Raw genomic sequence first — 16,885 nt, forward strand, 5'->3', positions numbered from 1 at the left:
AACGCGTTAGCTCCCTCACTGACAACCCTTACACGTGATTTTTCACGTGGATGATGTGTTCAACAACGCAGTAGGTGTGAGGAGCAGCGCCTCGACCGGAGGCGCCGACATCGCGGAGGCGTCATGGCAGACACCACCCTCCAGTGCCGCGGGCTGATCAAGGCCTTCGGCGGAGTCCCGGTCCTGAGGGGGGTGTCACTCGCCCTGGAACGGGGCACCGTCACGGCACTCGCCGGCGAGAACGGCGCGGGCAAGTCGACTCTGATGAAGATCGCGTCCGGGCTGGTGCGGCCGGACGCGGGCGAGGTCGTCGTCGACGGCACCCCGCTGCAACGCGCCGACCCCCGGCAGGCCAGGGCGCTCGGGGTCGCCATCGTGCCCCAGGAGCTCGCGCCGATCCGGGACATGACCGTCTACGAGAACCTGTTCCTCGGTCGCAAGCTGCGCACCCGGGCCGGACTGCTGGACCGGAGGCGGATGGCCGCGCAGGCCCGCGAGATGCTCGCCGTCTTCGACGTCGATATCGACCCCGCAACTCCGATGCGCCGGCTCAGCGTGGCGCTGTGCCAGCTCGTGGAGATCGTCAAGAACTCCAGCTGGGGGGCCAGGGTGCTGCTGCTCGACGAGCCCACCTCGGCGATCCCCGAGCGCGAGGTCGAGCGCCTCTACGGCGTGGTCGACAAGCTGCGCGAGCACGGCGTCGCGATACTCTACACGACCCACAAGATGGAGGAGATCCGGGCCGTCGCCGACCGAGCGGTCGTCCTGCGCGACGGGGCACTCGTGCTCGACCGGCCCGTCGCCGACACCACCGACGACGAGATCGTCTCGGCGATGATCGGCCGCGAGCTCGGCGGACTGTTTCCCGCGACCGGCGAGCCGGGCACCGGGGCGCCGGTCCTGGAGGTCGAGCGGCTGCACGTCGCGGGCTTCGCCGAGCCGGTGAGCTTCCACGTCCGCCCCGGCGAGATCCTCGGCCTGGCGGGGCTGGTCGGCGCGGGCCGCACCGAGCTCCTCGAGGCGATCTTCGGTGCCCGGCCCCGGGTCGGCGGCGAGGTCCGGGTGGCGAGCCGCCCGGTCCGCCCTTCCCCCGCGGCTTCCATCGCGGCCGGCATGGCACTGGTTCCCGAGGACCGCAAGGGCGCGGGACTCGTGCTGTCGATGAGCGTGCTCGACAACGGCTCGCTTCCGCGGCTGCCGACGTTCTGCACCGGCGGCTGGTTGCGCGGCAGGCACCGGCAGCGGCGCATCGGCGAGGTCATGGACTCCGTCGGCTTGCGCAGCCGGGGACTGTCCCAGCCGGTCGTGACGTTGTCGGGGGGCAATCAGCAGAAGGTGGTGCTCGCCCGCTGGCTCACCCAGCACGTCGACGTCCTGCTGCTCGACGAACCCACCCGCGGCGTCGACGTCGGCGCCCGCAGCGAGATCTACCGGCTCGTCGCCGAGCTCGCCGCCGCCGGGATGGCGGTCGTCATGGCCTCCTCGGACATGCCCGAGGTGCTCGGCCTGTCGCACCGGGTCCTGGTCCTGCGGGGCGGCGCCGTCGCGGGCGAGCTCGACCGCACGGCCATCGACGGCCCCGACGTGCAACGCACGATCTTCCACCTCGCCGCCGGGTTCGGCCCGGAGACCGGCGAGCCCGAGACCCTCACCACCTCAGCGCCAAGGACGGCCTGACATGACCATCGAACAGACCCGCCCACCGCAGCACGTCCCCGCCCGCGCGTCCGACACCACCGCGGTGCGACCGTTCACCAGGGCGTGGTTCCAGGACCTGCTCACCCGGCACGCAATGGTCGTGGTGATGCTGCTGGTGATCGCCTACTTCAGCTACCGCAGCGCTCGATTCGGGACGCTGGAGAACTGGCAGACCATCGCCATCGCCGCGGCCCCGTTCGCGCTCATCGCGCTCGGCCAGACCCTGGTCATCCTCACCGGCGGGATCGACCTGTCGGTCGGCAGCGTCATCGCGGTCAGCGCGATGGCCGCCGCGGTGACCGTGAAGGACCATCCGGAACGGCTCGCCCTCGCCGTGCTCGTCGGGCTGCTGGTCGGGCTCGCCGCGGGAGCGGTGAACGGCTTCCTGGTCTCGCGGCTCAACGTCCCGCCGTTCGTGGCCACGCTTGGCATGCTCACCACGGCCTCCGGGCTGGCCTTCGTCATCGGCGACGGGGCCCCGATCAACGGACTGCCGGAGAACTTCGGCGCGATCGCCAACACCCGCGTCCTCGGCGTCCAGGTCCCGGTGCTCGTCATGATCGTCGGGATCGGGGTGCTCGCGCTCGTGATGTCCCGCACGGCGTACGGGATGCGCGTCTACGCGGTCGGCGGTAATCGGCTCGCCGCCGAGCTGGCCGGCGTCAAGGTCCGCCGCGTCCTGTTCCGCGTCTACGCCCTCAGCGGGCTGCTCGCCGGGCTGTCCGGGGTCATCCTCGCCTCCCGCGTCATCTCCGGCCCGCCGACCCTCGGCGCCGGCTACGAGCTCGACGCAATCGCCGCCGTCGTGATCGGCGGCGCGAGCCTGATGGGCGGCCGCGGCTCGATCTGGGGCACCGCACTCGGGCTGCTGCTCATCCAGACCCTCAACAACGGCTTCGACCTGCTCACCGTGCCCGCCTACTGGCAGAGCGTCATCAAGGGCCTACTGATCGTCGCAGCCGTCGCCGTGGACGTCTGGGCCACCAACCGCCGTACCTGACCTCCGATCACCACGACGAAGGGCACGCCATGATCACCACGCTCCGCCGATGGGTCGCCGCCTTCGGCACCGCCGCCGTCCTGACCGCCACCGCCTCCTGCGGCGCGGGCGACCCCGCCGCCGACGCCGCGATGCAGGTCGGCGTCACCGTCTACGACATGTCCTCCTTCATCGCCCAAGGCCGTGAGGGGATGGAGGCCTACGCCCAGGCCCACGACATCGACCTGGTGTGGACCTCCGCGGGCGACGACGTCAGCACCCAGGCCAGCCAGGTCGAGCAGCTGATCAACCAGGCGGTCGACGCCATCATCATCGTCCCCGTGCAGGCCGACTCACTCGGCCCGCAGCTCGCTCAGGCCAAGGCCGCAGGCATCCCGGTCCTTGCCGTCAACACCACCCTGTCCCAGGACGCCGACCTCGCCGCCACCGTGCTGCCCGACGACGTCGCCGCCGGCCAGCAGGAAATGCGCATGATGGCCGAGGAGCTGGGTGGGCAGGGCAACGTCGTCATCCTGCAAGGCCCCCTCGGCTCGTCGCCCGAACTGGACCGCTCCACGGGCATCGAGAACGTCCTGCGCGAGTACCCGGGCATCCGCGTGCTCGCCAAGGACACCGCGAACTGGGAGCGCGCCGAGGCCGTGAACAAGGTCAAGAACTGGCTGGCAGGCTTCGGCGACCAGATCGACGGGATCGTTGCGCAGAACGACGACATGGGCCTCGGCGCGGTCCAGGCGCTCAACGAGGCGGGCATGGACCTCCCGGTCGTCGGCATTGACGGGATCGAGGACGGCCTGCGCGCCGTGCAGAGCGGCGACTTCATCGGCACCTCGCTCCAGCACGGCCGCGTCGAGCTCGCCGCCGGCCTGGCAGTCGCCAGGCGGATCGTCGAGGGGCAGCCCGTCGAGTCCGAGTACACCTACGTCATGCCCCCGGTCACGATCGAGAACGTCGACGTCGTCATGAATCACGTCGTGACCGGCAAGGACGCCTTCCTTGAGGAGCTGCCCGTGCTGGTCGACCGCAACGTGGAGACCGGCGACATCGCCAACGAGGACCTCGCCGGCGGTGCGTGAACCGCGAACCGGCCGCCGGGCCCGTGGGAGACTTGCTCCCATGGGCCCGGCCGCCCTTCCCGACCACCACCATCTGATCGAGGATTCGACATTGGACACCGACGAGCAGGCCTCGTCCCGGGCCTCGAAGCAGCGCACCCGGCAGCGCCGCATCGCCGAGACCGTCATCGCCGAAGGCACCGTCCGCATCGAGAATCTCGCCGAGCGGTTCGGTGTCAGCGTCATGACCGTGCACCGCGACCTGGACGAGCTCGAGACCCAGGGCGTGCTCCGCAAGACCCGCGGCCAAGTCACGGCGCTGGCGTCCAGTCTCTTCGAGTCGAACACGGCGTTCCGGCTCGGGCAGAACCAGGCCGAGAAGGAGGCGCTCGCCCTCGCCGCCCTGGACTACGTCGAACCCGGGCAGGCCATCCTCATGGAGGACTCGACCACCGGCATCTACCTCGCCCGGCTTCTCCCCAGCCGCGCCCCGCTCACGGTCATCACCAACTTCCTCAGCGTCGCCGCCGAGCTCGCCCGGGAGCCGGGAATCACGCTCAACCTGCTCGGCGGCCAGTACTACGGCTGGTGCGACGCCACCATGGGCGGGATGACCCTGGCCGCGATCACGGCGATCCGCGCGGACACGTTCATCACCTCGACCTCAGCGATCACCGACGACATCTGCTTCCACCAGACGCAGGACACCGTGCTGGTCAAGCGCTCGATGTTCGAGTCCGCAGCGCAGCGGATCCTCTACGTCGACCACACCAAGTTCGAGCGCCGCGCGCTGCACGCCCTGCTCCCCCTCACCGACTTCGACGTCGTGATCGTCGACGCCGCCACACCGGCGGAGCATCGCCGGCGACTGCGCGAGAAGGGCGTCGACGTCGTCGTTGCGCCGAGCCGGTCGCTTCCCGGCAAGGCCACCCACCCCACCGGCCGGGAGCTTCCCGACTTCGGGCCGAACTGGTCGGCCTGACCTCGCCACTCCCGCCCTGTGGGGTGGACCGCGGCAAGGTGCCGCCCCGGTCCGCGTCACCCCGGCGACCGCGGGCCTGACGTGGGTGTTGCGGCGGATCGCTGGGTGTCGAACACGACCCGCTGGGGTAGGCCGGTCTCCCGGCCCGACACCCGTTCGATCAGCATGCGCAAAGCGCAGCACGTCGGCGAGTTCGGGCTCGGCCTGCGGCGCGAGCCGCCCGACGAGAGTGACCTGCACCCCGAGGTGGGCGAACAGCTGGGCCTGTTCCAGCCCGACATAGCCGCCGCCGAGCACGACCAGCGACGCGGGCAGGCTCTGCTGCTCCATCGCGGTGCTTGAGGTGAGGTAGTCGACCTCGGTGATGCCGGGCAGGTCCGGGATCACCGGCGCGACCCCGGTGGCGACGACGTCAGGCCGGTGCGATCACGGTTGCCCGTCGACAGCCAGGATCTGCTCATCGGTGAAGCGGGCGTGGCCATAGCGGATCGGCAAGCCGTACGCGTCGGCGACGTCGGCGTACTTGGCCGGCGCAGCGTGTCGATCAGCTGCTGCTTCTGCCCCATCACGAGACAGGTCGACCCCATCGGCCAGCGCCCGGCAGGTGGCGGCCCGGTCGCTCGCGCTGATGCCCGTCGTCGTTCCGCTCCGGACGTCGACGCTGACGGTGAACGCGGTGGTCAGCGCCTCGGTGTTCGCCGCGACCATCGGCGGCAGATCCAGGTCGTCGGCCCGGTCCGGCGCCAGTGCGGCGCAGAGGAACCCGGAGGTGTGGGTCAGGAAGAAGGCGAGCATCTCGGTGGTGACGTGCTCGGCCGCCATGATCAGGTCGGCCTCGTTCTCCCGGTCCTCGTCGTCGAGGACGACCACGATCCCGCGCCTCATGGCTGCCACGGCTCGTCGACTGTCGAGTGGAACATCACGGCCTCCCTTGGTGCGCCGTCGAACCGAGCGGTGCGGGCAGTGAACCGCCGCGGCGAGGGCGACGCCTTGCATCCCCGCACCAGGACCGGACCGCTGCATTGAACACGCGGCCTCATGCGGGCCCGCGACGATGTGGAGGTCGTTGGGATCACTCGTTTCCTCGTCCCCTTGTCATCCAGGCAGTGACGACTTACTGTGTGTTTCCCAACGAACTACAACGAACCGCAACTTCGGAGCCGAGACGCAAGGAGAACCGGGTGTACGCCGAGGAACGACAGCAGGCCGTCGCCGAGCGCGTCATGCGGGACGGCCGGGTGGACGTCGCCCAGCTCGTGGAGGAGTTCGCCGTCACCGGTGAGACGGTCCGCCGCGACCTCGTCGCCCTCGAGCGCCGCGGTGTTCTGCGCCGTACGCACGGCGGCGCCATCCCGGTCAAGCGCCTGGGGTTCGAGCCGGCGACCCCGGTCCGAGCTGCCGTGATGCAGGCCGAGAAGGAACGCATCGCCCGCGCGGCGCTGCACGAGGTGCCGTCGGAGGGAGCGATCCTCATCGACACCGGCACCACGACGGGTGCCGTGGCCGAGATGCTGCCGGACGACCGGCAGCTCAAGGTCGTGACCAACTCCCTGCAGGTGATCAACGCGCTAGTTAACCGGCCGAACATCACGCTCATGGCCCTCGGCGGGCGCATCAGATCGGTGAGCATGTCGTCGGTCGACGCCTGGGCCCTGCGGGCCCTGAGCGAGGTCCGGGTCGACGTCGCCTTCATCGGCGCGAACGGCGTCACCGTCGAGCACGGCATGACCACGTCCGACCAGGCCGAGGCGAGCGTCAAGGCGGCCATGGTGCACAGCGGGCGGCGGGTCGTCCTGCTCGCCGACCACTCCAAGGTCGGCACCGAGTACTTCCACCTGTTCGGCGACCTGTCGCAGGTCGACGTCCTGATCACCGACAGCGGGCTGGACGACGATCTCGCCGAGGACCTCCGGGCGGCCGGACCGCACGTCGTAATCGCCTGACCCCACACCTTCCACAACGCCCGCGCCGTGCGGGAGCCCGACGTCGTGCCCCAGAGAAAGGCGTAGCCATGCCTCGAAGCAGGCGAAATCTCGCAATCAGCGCGCTCGCCGCGGCGGGCGCCATCTCGCTCCTCGCCGCGTGCGGCGGAGCGGGATCCGGATCCGGCACCGGCGGCGCCGGCGGGGTCACCACCGTGACCGTGGCCACCGCGGCCGTACCCCAGTTCGACGACGTCCGCGCGCTGACGGAGACGTTCGAGCAACAGCACCCGGCCATCAGGATCGAGTACGTCAACCTCCCCGAGGACCAGCTGCGCGACCAGCTCACGCAGGGTGTCGCGACCGGGTCGAGCCCGTTCGACGTCATCGCCGTGGGCCCGTACGAGGTGCCGATCTGGTCGAAGAATGGGTGGCTCGAGGACCTGGCTCCCTACGCCGAGCAGGACGCCGACTACGACGTCGAGGACATCCTGCCGACGGTGCGCAAGGGGTTGGGCAGCGACGGCAAGCTGTTCGCCGTCCCGTTCAGCGGTGAGTCGTCGATGCTCATGTACCGCAAGGACCTCTTCGAGGCCAAGGGCATCGAGATGCCCGCCAACCCCAGCTGGACCCAGGTGGCGCAGCTGGCCGCCCAGGTCGAGGACGAGGCCCAGGGGATCCAGGGCATCTGCATGCGTGGGTCCTCGAGCTGGGGCTCGTCGCTGGCCGCGCTCAACCCGATCATCAACACCTTCGGCGGTGTCTGGTATGACCAGGCGTGGACGCCCCAGTTCTCCTCCCCGGAGACGAAGCGTGCCGTGCAGTTCTACGTGGACCTGCAGCGCGAACACGGGGGGCCGAGCGCCGCGAGCAACGGCTTCCCCGAGTGCCTCACCGCCTTCGGGCAGGGCAAGGCGGCGATGTGGTTCGACGCCACCTCCGCAGGCGCTTCGGTCGAGGACCCGAAGACGTCGACGGTGGCCGGCAAGGTCGGCTACGCGCCGGCGCCGGTCGAGAGCTTCGACTCCTCCGGCTGGTTGTGGTCCTGGAACGTCGCCATGCCAGTGACCTCGGAGAACAAGGACGCCGCGTGGGCCTACATGCGCTGGGCGAGCTCCAAGGAGTATGTCGCGCTGGTCGGCGAGAAGCTCGGCCTGGTCCGCACCCCGACGGCGACCCGCGAGTCGACCTACGCCGACCAGGCCTACCTGGACGGCGCTCCGTTCGCGGAGATCTCACTCGCCAGCGTGCGCAAGGCCGACCCGACGCAGCACCCCAAGCCGGTGCCCTACACCGGCGTGCTGTTCCTCGGCCTGCCGACCTACCAGGACTTCGGAACGCAGGTGTCGCAGCAGATCTCGGCGGCCGTGGCCGGGAACCAGACGGTCGACGAGGCCGTCGCGAACGCGGACAAGATCCTTGCCGGGGTGGCCGAGGACAACAAGGCCTGGGTCGAAGGCTCATGACGATGCGGCTCACCCAGACCCCGCCACGGCCCGGACGGGCGCCCGCAGCCGGGCGCCCGGGCCCCTCCGCCGGGTACCGGGCGACGCCGAGCGGCCGCACGGTCGCCTGGGCGCGGCGGGTCCCACTCCTGCCGGCGATCGTCCTGGTCATCGTCGTTACACAGGTGCCCTTCCTCATGACCGTCTGGTACAGCTTCCAGGACTGGAACCTGCTGACCAGGCCCGAGCCCCGCTTCGTCGGGCTGGCGAACTACGGCACGATCGTCTCGGACACCAACTTCCAGCAGGCGGCCCTCAACACGGTCGTGATGACCGGCGGCGCCGTGCTCCTCGCGTTCGTGGCCGGGCTCGCCCTGGCGCTGCTGGTAAACCGCAGCTTCTTCGGTCGCGGGGTCGTGCGCACCTTGCTCATCACGCCCTTCCTCGTCCTTCCGGCCGCCACGGCACTGCTGTGGAAGACCAGCATGCTCAACGCGAGCTTCGGGTTGGTGAACTGGGTGCTGCGGCCCTTCGGCGTCGGCGACGTGGACTGGGTGACGCAGTTCCCGATGCTCTCGGTCGTCGTGGTGCTCGCCTGGCAGTGGATGCCATTCATGATGTTGATCCTGCTGGCCGGCCTGCAGAGCGAGGACCCGTCGGTCATCGAGGCGGGCAAGGTGGACGGCGCGGGGCCGATCGCTCTGTTCGTCCACCTGACCCTGCCCCATCTGCGGCAGTACGCCGAGCTGGGGCTGTTCCTGGGCGCCGTCTACATCGTGCAGTCGTTCGACGTGGTCTACCTGATGACCCAGGGCGGCCCGGGAGGCGCGACGACCAACCTCCCGTACTTCCTCTACCTGCGGGCCTTCCGCGGTTTCGAGATCGGCGAGGCGGCCGCCCTGTCGGTCATCGTCCTCATCGGCACGCTGCTGGTCGCGACGGTCGCCCTGCGGGTCGTGTCCGGCCTGCTCAAGGAAGAGGCGAAGGCCTGATGTCGATCATGACCGGATCCTCGACGGCGACTCACGGCGGAGGACGCGACCTGGCGCGGCGGCGCCGGTCCCTCGGCCACGGCGCGCTGACGGCGCTGACCTGGCTCGCCGCTCTCCTGGTGTTCTTCCCGTTCCTGTGGATGGTCCTCACGGCCTTCAAGCAGGAGTCCGACGCCGTCTCGGCGACGCCGACGCTGTTCTTCACGCCGACCCTCGACCAGTTCCGCCTGGCGATCGAGAACAACCTGATCCCGTACTTCCTGAACTCGCTCATGGCGACGGTCACCTCCACCGCCATCGTCCTGGCGTTGGCCCTTCCGGCCGCCTACGCGCTGTCGATCCGGCCCGCGCAGAAGTGGCGCGACGTCCTGTTCTTCTTCCTCACGACCCGCATGCTGCCGATCGCCGGGGCGATCGTCCCCATCTACCTGATCGCGCGCGACATCGGCGCGCTCGACAGCATCGGGACGCTGATCCTGCTCTACACCTCGATGAACCTGCCGCTCGCGATCTGGATGATCCGCTCCTTCCTCAAGGAGATCCCGGTCGAGGTCCTCGAGGCGGCCCGGGTCGACGGGGTCAGCTTCCGCCAGGAGCTGACGAAGGTCATCCTGCCCATGATCGCGCCCGGGCTGTCCGCCACCGCGCTGCTGTGCGTGATCTTCTCCTGGAACGAGTTCTTCCTCGCGGTGAACCTCACCTCGTCGCAGGCCCCGACCGTCCCGCTCTACCTCGTCGGGTTCATCAGCACCCAGGGCCTGTTCTGGGCCAAGCTGTCCGCCGCGTCGGTGCTCGCCACCCTCCCGGTCCTCATCGCCGGGCTCCTCGCGCAGAAGCAGCTGGTCCGCGGGCTGTCGCTCGGCGCCATCAAATAGCAGCCACCTCGGACGGAGCACTCATGGAAGCCTCACAAATGCGGCTCGGCCGCCTGTTCGACCCGACGTCCGGGCGGGCGATGGTCGCGGCGTTCGACCGGGGTCTCGGAGCCAGCGCCGCCGGCGGCGGCGAGGACGCCCTCGGGGTCGTCGAGTCGCTCGTCGACGCCGGCGTCGACGGCCTGGTGATCTCGCCCGGGATGCTCGACCGGACGCGCCACCTGCTCGCCCACCGCGGTGCACCGGCGGCACTAGTGCGCTCGGACTTCTTCTTCATGGGCTCCCTGCAGCCGCCGGGCATCGCGGGGCCCGCGGAGGAGTACCGCTGTCTCATCACGGCGGGCGAGGCGGTCGCGATGGGCGCCGACGCGATGGTCCTGTTCCTCATCCTCGGCAACGCGGACGACGCGATCACGGCGGACAACGCCGCCGCCGTTGCCCGCACGACCCGGGCGGCGCACGCCGTCGGGCTGCCGGTCATCGTCGAAGCAGTGCTGTGGGGCTCCCGGTCGGTCGACCAGTCCGACGCCCAGGCGCTCGCCTACGTGTCGCGGCTTGCGGCCGAGCTGGGCGCCGATGCCGTGAAGACGCAGTACACCGGCGACATCACGTCGATGCGGACCGTCGTCGACTCCTGCCCGGTGCCCGTGCTGCTGCTCGGCGGTCCGAAGTCCGACGACCAGGACGAGCTGCTGCGATCGTCGGCCGAGGCGCTGTCGACCGGGGCCCGTGGGCTCGTCTACGGGCGCAACGTGTGGCAGACCGACGACCCGCGGGCCAGTGCCCGACGCCTGCACGACATCGTGCACGGGCTCGCGGCCACGCCCGTCGGTGCCTGAGTCGCCGGCACGGGAGGAGGTGCGCGGATGATACTGGGAGTCGACTGCGGTCAGACCGCCCTCAAGGCCGTCATCTTCGACGACGAGGGCCGGGAGCTCGGCACGGGCCGGTGTCGGACCAACGTGTCCGTCCCCGCGCCGCACGCCGCGGAGCGCGACATGGCGGAGCTGGCCCACCAACTGGACGGGGTCATCCGGCAGGCCGTGAGCGCGGCGGACGTCGACGCGGGCAGGATCCGAGCGGTCGGGCTCGTCGCGCACGGGGACGGCATCTACCCCGTCGACGCGGCGGGCCGACCCACCCGCCCTGCGTTCCTCGCCCTTGACGGCAGATCGGGACCGATCCTCGATCGGTGGGACCGCGAGGGTGTGCTCGCCCAGACCTTGGCGTTGACGGGACAACGCCCCCATGCCGGGTCGCAGGCCCCGCTCGCCGCGTGGTGGTCCGCGCACGAGCCGGCCACCCTCGCGGCCACCGCGCACCTGCTCTACTGCAAGGACTGGCTGCGCCTCGGCCTGACCGGCGAGTTGGCCACCGACACCGTCGAAGCCGCGTCCTGCGTCGGGCGGATGGACGGCGAGGGCTACGAGCCGCGCGCACTCGCCGCGTACGGGCTGCTCGACCTGCGACCCAAGCTCCCCACGGCCCTGCGCCCGGCCGCGGTCGCCGGCGTCGTCACCGACGACGCCGCGAAACGCACCGGCCTCGCCGCGGGGACACCGGTCGTGACCGGGACCCACGACGTCGTGGCCTCCGCCCTCGGCTCGGGTGCCACCGTTCCCGGCGACTACTCGGTGCAGGCCGGCACCTACAGCGTCAACCAGCTCATCGACGGCCGCCGCGTCAGCGACGAACGGTGGCAGTCGCGGCCGTGGGTCGTGCCCGGCCAGTGGGTGGCGATGGGCGCATCGCCCTCGTCGGCGTCCAACCTCGACTGGTTCGTCCGCGAGCTCATGGACGGCGTGGACGACCCGATCTCGGTGGCGAACCGGGAGGCCGCCGCGGTCGCCGACGACGAGACGACGCCGATCTTCCACCCGTTCCTGTTCGGCTCGCCCTACGGTCCGCACGCCAGCGCGTCGTTCCTCGGCCTGCGACACTGGCACGGTCGGCCGCATCTGCTGCGAGCCGTCTTCGAGGGCGTCGTGTTCAACCACCGGATGCACCTGGACGCGCTGGCCGAGCGCGCGCCGAGGCGGCGGATCCACCTCTCCGGTGGGGCCGCCCGCAGCGACGTGTGGAGCCAGCTGTTCGCCGACGTGCTGAACTGCGAGGTCGCCGTCACCGAGTCCACCGAGCACGGTGCGCTCGGCGCGGCCATGCTCGCCGGCGTCGGCACCGGGATGTTCGGTGACGTCGAGGAGGCCACCCGCGCCTGTGTGCGCGCGGACCGCGTCTTCTCGCCTGCCGCCGGTCAGCGGACCCGGTGGGAGGACCGCTACGCCAGGTACCTGCATACCGTCGAGGCGCTGAGCGCGATCTGGGCGGCGCCGGCTGGGCTGCCCTCGTGACGGCGTCGCACGCCCGCGCGGAGCTGCTGGACCAGGACACGGTGGTCGCCTACCTGCGGGGGCGCGGGTTGCTGGACGACCAATCGACCCGGGTCCGCGAACTGGACGGGGGCGTCTCGAACACGGTGCTCAGCGTCGAGTCGGCCGGTCACGCCTGGGTCGTCAAGCAGTCCCTGCCGACGCTGCGCGTGGCCCAGGAATGGCGGGCGAAGCAGGAGCGGACGCTGAACGAGGCCCGCGGGCTCGCGGTCGCGGCGCGGCTCACTCCTGGGCACGTGCCCGGGGTCGTGGACGTCGACCCCGAACGGTTCGTGCTCGTGATCGAGCGCGCCCCCGACGGGCTCACCCCCTGGAAGGGCCTGCTGCTGCAGGGCGTGGTGCACGAGCCGGTCGCCGCGACGCTCGGGCGGCTGCTCGGCACCTGGCACCACGCCACGGCCGCGGATCCGGCCCTCGTCGAGGGCCTCGACGATCCCGAGGCGTTCGACCAGCTGCGCGTGGAGCCCTACCACCTGGCCACCGCGCAGGCGCTGCCCGACGTCCGCGACGCCGTGCTGGCGGTGGCGGACGCGATGGCCGCGCGGCGGATCTGCCTGGTGCACGGCGACTTCTCCCCCAAGAACATCCTGACCGGTCCCGGCGGCACGTGGGTTCTGGACTTCGAGGTGGCCCACCGTGGAGACCCGGACTTCGACGTGGCGTTCCTCGTGACGCACCTGCTGCTCAAGGCGGTGCACCGACCGGCCCACCGGGGCGCGTACGCCGCGGCGGCCGCGGCCTTCCTTCGCGCCTACTCAGACGCGACTCGACCGCTGCGCGAGACGGGCCTGCAGGCCGAGCCCGAACACCTGGTCGCCCACGTGGGGGTGCTCCTGCTCGCCCGAACCGATGGCCGGTCGCCCGCCGAGTACCTCACCGCGCCCGAGCGCGACATCGTGCGGCGCGTCGGGCGACGCGTGCTCACCCGACGACCCCCGAGCGTCCCGCGAGTCTGGGACGTCCTGGCCGAGGAGGCCGATCGATGAACGAGTTCGAGATCGCCGCGCTGAACCCGGTACCCGCCTTCGACTCGCGGGGGACGCCGACCGTCAGCTGCGAGGTGGTCCTGCGCGGAGGTGCGCGCGCCACGATCGTCGTGCCCTCCGGGGCGTCGACCGGAGCCCACGAGGCCGTCGAACTCCGGGACGGCGGCACCGCGTTCGGCGGCCGGGGCGTGACCCGGGCGGTCGCGGGCATCCGCGAGCACATCGCTCCCGCGTTGACCGGCATCGACGCCCGCGACCAGCAGGCGGTCGACGGCGCCATGCTCCGACTGGACCGCTCCCTGACCACCCCCGAGGGACGACCCGAACGGCTCGGCGGGCTCGGCGCGAACGCCGTGCTGTCCGTCTCGGTGGCGACCGCGCTCGCCGCCGGCGCCCAGTCGGCACTCCCGCCCTACCGGTACTTCGGAGACGCCGGCCGCCCGTTGCTGCCCCTGCCGATGGTCAACATCTTCTCCGGAGGCGCGCACGCCGCTGCTGCGCTGGACGTCCAGGACCTGCTGGCCGTGCCCGTCGGCGCGCGGTCCCTCCCGGAGGCGCTGTCCTGGGTGTGGGAGGTGCGCCACGCGATCGGCGCAAGGCTGCGGGAGCGCGGGCTCAACGCCCAGCTCGTCGCGGACGAAGGCGGCTTCGGCGTCGCCCTGGACGGCACACGCGACGCTCTGCGCCTGATCACCGAGGGGATCCGCGCCGCCGGCCTACGCCCCGGCGACGACGTGGCCATCGCGATCGACGTCGCGGCGAGCCAACTACTGCACGACGGCCACTACGTCCTGTCCGAGGAGGGGCGCACGCTGACGGCCGACGAGCTCGTTGCCGAGATCGCCGGATGGTGCCGCGACTTTCCGATCGTGTCCGTCGAGGACGCCCTGGCCGAGGACGACTGGGCCGGTTTCGCCACGGCGACGTCCACGTTGGACTCCCAGCAGGTGCTCGGGGACGACCTGTTCGTCACCGACGTCGACCGGCTGCGACGCGGCGTGGCCAACGGGATCGCCAGCGCCGTCCTGGTCAAGCCGAACCAGTGCGGTTCGCTCAGCGCGACCCGGGACGTGGTCACCGCGGCCCACGCCGCCGGCTATGCCACCGTCCTCTCGGCCCGCTCGGGCGAGACCGAGGACTGCTGGCTGGCCGACCTGTCCGTCGGCTGGCGCACCGGGCAGATCAAGGTCGGGTCCCTCACCCGGTCCGAGCGCACCGCCAAGTGGAACCGGCTGCTGCGCATCGCCCACGAGCTCGGGGACGCCGAGTACGCCGGCGCTGCGGCCCTCGTCGCGCCGCGCGACCTCATCGGTCGAGAGGACTGATCCAATGCGTGCCCTGGTCTTCGGAGCCGACCGCGTCCCCCGCGTCCAGCGGGTGCCCGAACCCACGCCCGGCAGCGGCGAGGTGCTGCTGCGGGTCGAGGCCGCCGGCATCTGCCACACCGACCACGACATCCTGCACGGGCGCTATCCCGCCGCGCTGCCCCGCGTCCCCGGCCACGAGTTCGCCGGCGAGATCGTCGAGCTCGGCCACGACGTCACCCGGTGGCGGGTGGGTGACCGGGTGGCCGTGGACCCGCTCGTCGCCTGCGACCGCTGTCCCAACTGCCGGCGGGGCCACCGCAACCTGTGCCGGGAGATCGCCGCCTACGGCGCGGACCTGGACGGTGGAGCGGCCGAGTTCGCCGTCGTCCGGGCGCAGAACGCGCACGCCGTCGGCGATCTGCCGGGCAGCGTGGCCGCGCTCGCGGAACCGCTCGCCTGCGCCACCCTCGGTGTCCGACGCGCGAACCCGCGCCCGGAGGCTCGCGCGCTGGTGCTCGGCGCCGGACCGATTGGCCTGTTGCTCGCGGTCGCGCTGCGCAGCCACGGTGTCCGAGACATCGGCATCTGCGACCTGTTCGAGGAGCGGTTGACTCGCGCCCGCGCCTTCGGCGTCTCGGCGACGTACCCGGCCGGTCCCGACCTTCCCCAGCAGCTGCTCGCCGACCACGGCCCCGAGGCGGGACGTTTCGACCTCGTCATCGACGCCACCGGCCGTCCCGAGGTGGTCCAGCAAGGACTTGCGCTGCTGCGCGACGCGGGCACCCTGCTCGTGTTCGGGGTCTGCCCGCCCGGATCGGGTGTGACGGTCGACCCCCACGAGGTCTACGCCCGCCAGCTGACGATCCTGGGGTCCTTCTCGCTGGCCGGCACGCTGCCCGAGGCGATCACCACGCTACGGACCACCAGCCTCCCGGCCGCCGACCTCGTGTCGCACACGTTCGCCCTCGACGAGGCCGTCGACGCCTTCCACCGAATCGGATCCCCCGACACCCTCAAGATCCAGGTCACCCCGTGACTCCTCGAAGGGAACAGAGATGATCGACATCCCCACCACGATGCGGCGCGTCGTCGTCACCGCCGACGGCGTCGTGGTCGAGACGGCGCCGGTCCCGCAGCCAGGTGCGGGTGAGGCGCTCGTCGAGATGCACGTCGCGGGTGTCTGCGGGTCGGATACGCACGCTTCTCATGGCCGCCATCCCTTCCTGCCGTTGCCCTACCGTCCCGGTCACGAGGTGGTCGGGACCGTGCGGTCGGTCGGAACGGGTGTGTCCGGTCCGTCCGTCGGAGCCCGCGTCACGGCCGAGCCGACGCTGCCCTGCTGGACATGCAAGATGTGCACCACGGGGCGATCGAACCTGTGTGAGAACCTGCGCTTCTTCGGCTGCGGCGACGACCAGGGCGGCATGGCCGGCTACTTCACCATCCCGGCCGACCGCCTGCACGTCGTGCCCGACGGCCTGGACGATCTGCAGGCAGCCCTGATCGAGCCGCTGGCGACGCCGGTCCACGCGACCCGGTTGGCCGGCGGCCTGACCGGAAAGGCGGTGGCCATCCTCGGCGCCGGGACGATCGGCCTCCTGCTGCTCGCCGCCGTCAGGCACCGCGGCGCCCGCCGCGTGGTCGTTACCGACGTCCTGCCGTCCAAGCGCGAGCGTGCCCTGCGGCTGGGTGCAGACGCGGTCGTCGACCCGACGCGGCCCGACGCCGTCGGGCAGGTCCGCGCCGCGCTCGGCGAGAGCGCGGACGTCGTCTTCGACTGCGTTGCGGTACAGACCACCGTCGATCAGGCCATCGCCATCGCCCTCAAAGCCGGAACGGTCGTCGTCGTCGGTGTGGCAGCCCGCGACGTCACTGTGCCGCTGCCGCTTGTCCAGGACCAGCAGGTGCGCATCCAAGGCAGCGCGACCTACCTGCCCGAGGACTACCGCGACGCGATCGAGATCCTCATCTCCGGCGCGATCCGCACCGAGGACTACGTCACCGCGACCCTGCCCCTCGACCACGCCGCCGAGGCATTCGCGCTGTCCGCGGCAGGCGAGCAGGTCAAGGTGGTCCTCACCGCCTGAACCGTGATAGCGCGTCGCGCTCGAGGACCGCAAGCGTTCGGGCCGGCCCCGCCACGTGGACGAGGCCGAGGTGGTCGTGGCGACGTTGAACCCGCCGCCGCAGCGGCTCGGGGTGACGCACTGGTCGAGCCGGCTGCTGGCCGACGAGC

Annotated in this window: 15 protein-coding genes and 1 pseudogene; 14 read left to right on the forward strand and 2 right to left on the reverse strand. The window is 71.3% G+C overall.

What is annotated here, in order from left to right; all coding sequences use genetic code 11:
- Window positions 1–123 precede the first annotated feature (123 nt).
- From KME75_RS06120 to KME75_RS06135, 4 genes are read left to right on the forward strand one after another with little or no spacing between them, the layout of a single operon-like run.
- Window positions 124–1,677 (forward strand): sugar ABC transporter ATP-binding protein, encoded by a 1,554-nt coding sequence (locus tag KME75_RS06120; RefSeq protein ID WP_219413542.1) that lies wholly within the window; start codon window positions 124–126, stop codon window positions 1,675–1,677.
- 1 nt (window position 1,678) lies between these two features.
- A complete protein-coding gene (locus KME75_RS06125; protein ID WP_219413543.1) occupies window positions 1,679–2,698 on the forward strand; it encodes an ABC transporter permease in 1,020 nt (339 codons plus the stop codon).
- A 29-nt stretch (window positions 2,699–2,727) separates the two neighbouring features.
- The gene (locus KME75_RS06130; RefSeq protein WP_219413544.1) at window positions 2,728–3,771 is read left to right on the forward strand and encodes a substrate-binding domain-containing protein; all 1,044 of its coding nucleotides are present in this window, start codon (window positions 2,728–2,730) and stop codon (window positions 3,769–3,771) included.
- A gap of 40 nt (window positions 3,772–3,811) precedes the next feature.
- Complete coding sequence (locus tag KME75_RS06135) at window positions 3,812–4,732, forward strand: DeoR/GlpR family DNA-binding transcription regulator (protein ID WP_219413545.1); 921 nt, start codon at window positions 3,812–3,814, stop codon at window positions 4,730–4,732.
- A 216-nt stretch (window positions 4,733–4,948) separates the two neighbouring features.
- On the opposite strand, the pseudogene KME75_RS42700 reads toward KME75_RS06135, so the two are convergent.
- Window positions 4,949–5,119 (reverse strand): annotated as a pseudogene (locus KME75_RS42700) (FAD-dependent oxidoreductase); the annotation flags it as partial.
- Window positions 5,120–5,158: 39 nt separating this feature from the next.
- Window positions 5,159–5,755 (reverse strand): 3,4-dihydroxy-2-butanone-4-phosphate synthase, encoded by a 597-nt coding sequence (locus KME75_RS06145; protein WP_308282594.1) that lies wholly within the window; start codon window positions 5,753–5,755, stop codon window positions 5,159–5,161.
- Window positions 5,756–5,913: 158 nt separating this feature from the next.
- Between KME75_RS06145 and KME75_RS06150 the strand changes: the two genes are divergently transcribed.
- From KME75_RS06150 to KME75_RS06195, 10 genes are all read left to right on the forward strand, one after another.
- Window positions 5,914–6,675 carry a DeoR/GlpR family DNA-binding transcription regulator gene (locus KME75_RS06150; protein ID WP_219413546.1) on the forward strand — a complete coding sequence of 254 codons (762 nt, stop codon included), beginning with the start codon at window positions 5,914–5,916 and terminating at the stop codon, window positions 6,673–6,675.
- Between the two features lie 68 nt (window positions 6,676–6,743).
- Window positions 6,744–8,120, forward strand: a complete 1,377-nt coding sequence (locus KME75_RS06155; protein WP_219413547.1) for an ABC transporter substrate-binding protein — start codon at window positions 6,744–6,746, stop codon at window positions 8,118–8,120.
- A gap of 2 nt (window positions 8,121–8,122) precedes the next feature.
- The gene (locus KME75_RS06160; RefSeq protein WP_219413548.1) at window positions 8,123–9,091 is read left to right on the forward strand and encodes a carbohydrate ABC transporter permease; all 969 of its coding nucleotides are present in this window, start codon (window positions 8,123–8,125) and stop codon (window positions 9,089–9,091) included.
- Window positions 9,092–9,099: 8 nt separating this feature from the next.
- The gene (locus tag KME75_RS06165) at window positions 9,100–9,966 is read left to right on the forward strand and encodes a carbohydrate ABC transporter permease (protein ID WP_246631556.1); all 867 of its coding nucleotides are present in this window, start codon (window positions 9,100–9,102) and stop codon (window positions 9,964–9,966) included.
- Between the two features lie 23 nt (window positions 9,967–9,989).
- A complete protein-coding gene (locus tag KME75_RS06170; protein ID WP_219413550.1) occupies window positions 9,990–10,805 on the forward strand; it encodes a class I fructose-bisphosphate aldolase in 816 nt (271 codons plus the stop codon).
- A gap of 27 nt (window positions 10,806–10,832) precedes the next feature.
- On the forward strand, window positions 10,833–12,317 hold the full coding sequence (locus KME75_RS06175; protein ID WP_219413551.1) for an FGGY-family carbohydrate kinase: 1,485 nt from the start codon (window positions 10,833–10,835) through the stop codon (window positions 12,315–12,317).
- Complete coding sequence (locus KME75_RS06180) at window positions 12,314–13,342, forward strand: phosphotransferase (protein ID WP_219413552.1); 1,029 nt, start codon at window positions 12,314–12,316, stop codon at window positions 13,340–13,342. The genes KME75_RS06175 and KME75_RS06180 overlap by 4 nt, the downstream gene beginning before the upstream one ends.
- A complete protein-coding gene (gene eno / locus KME75_RS06185) occupies window positions 13,339–14,667 on the forward strand; it encodes a phosphopyruvate hydratase (RefSeq protein ID WP_219413553.1) in 1,329 nt (442 codons plus the stop codon). The genes KME75_RS06180 and eno overlap by 4 nt, the downstream gene beginning before the upstream one ends.
- Before the next feature lie 4 nt (window positions 14,668–14,671).
- Window positions 14,672–15,685 (forward strand): alcohol dehydrogenase catalytic domain-containing protein, encoded by a 1,014-nt coding sequence (locus KME75_RS06190; RefSeq protein WP_219413554.1) that lies wholly within the window; start codon window positions 14,672–14,674, stop codon window positions 15,683–15,685.
- A gap of 19 nt (window positions 15,686–15,704) precedes the next feature.
- Window positions 15,705–16,736 (forward strand): zinc-dependent alcohol dehydrogenase, encoded by a 1,032-nt coding sequence (locus KME75_RS06195; protein WP_219413555.1) that lies wholly within the window; start codon window positions 15,705–15,707, stop codon window positions 16,734–16,736.
- The last annotated feature ends 149 nt before the right edge of the window (window positions 16,737–16,885 follow it).

It is taken from the genome of Pseudonocardia nigra, from assembly GCF_019396355.1.
GTDB lineage: Bacteria > Actinomycetota > Actinomycetes > Mycobacteriales > Pseudonocardiaceae > Pseudonocardia > Pseudonocardia nigra.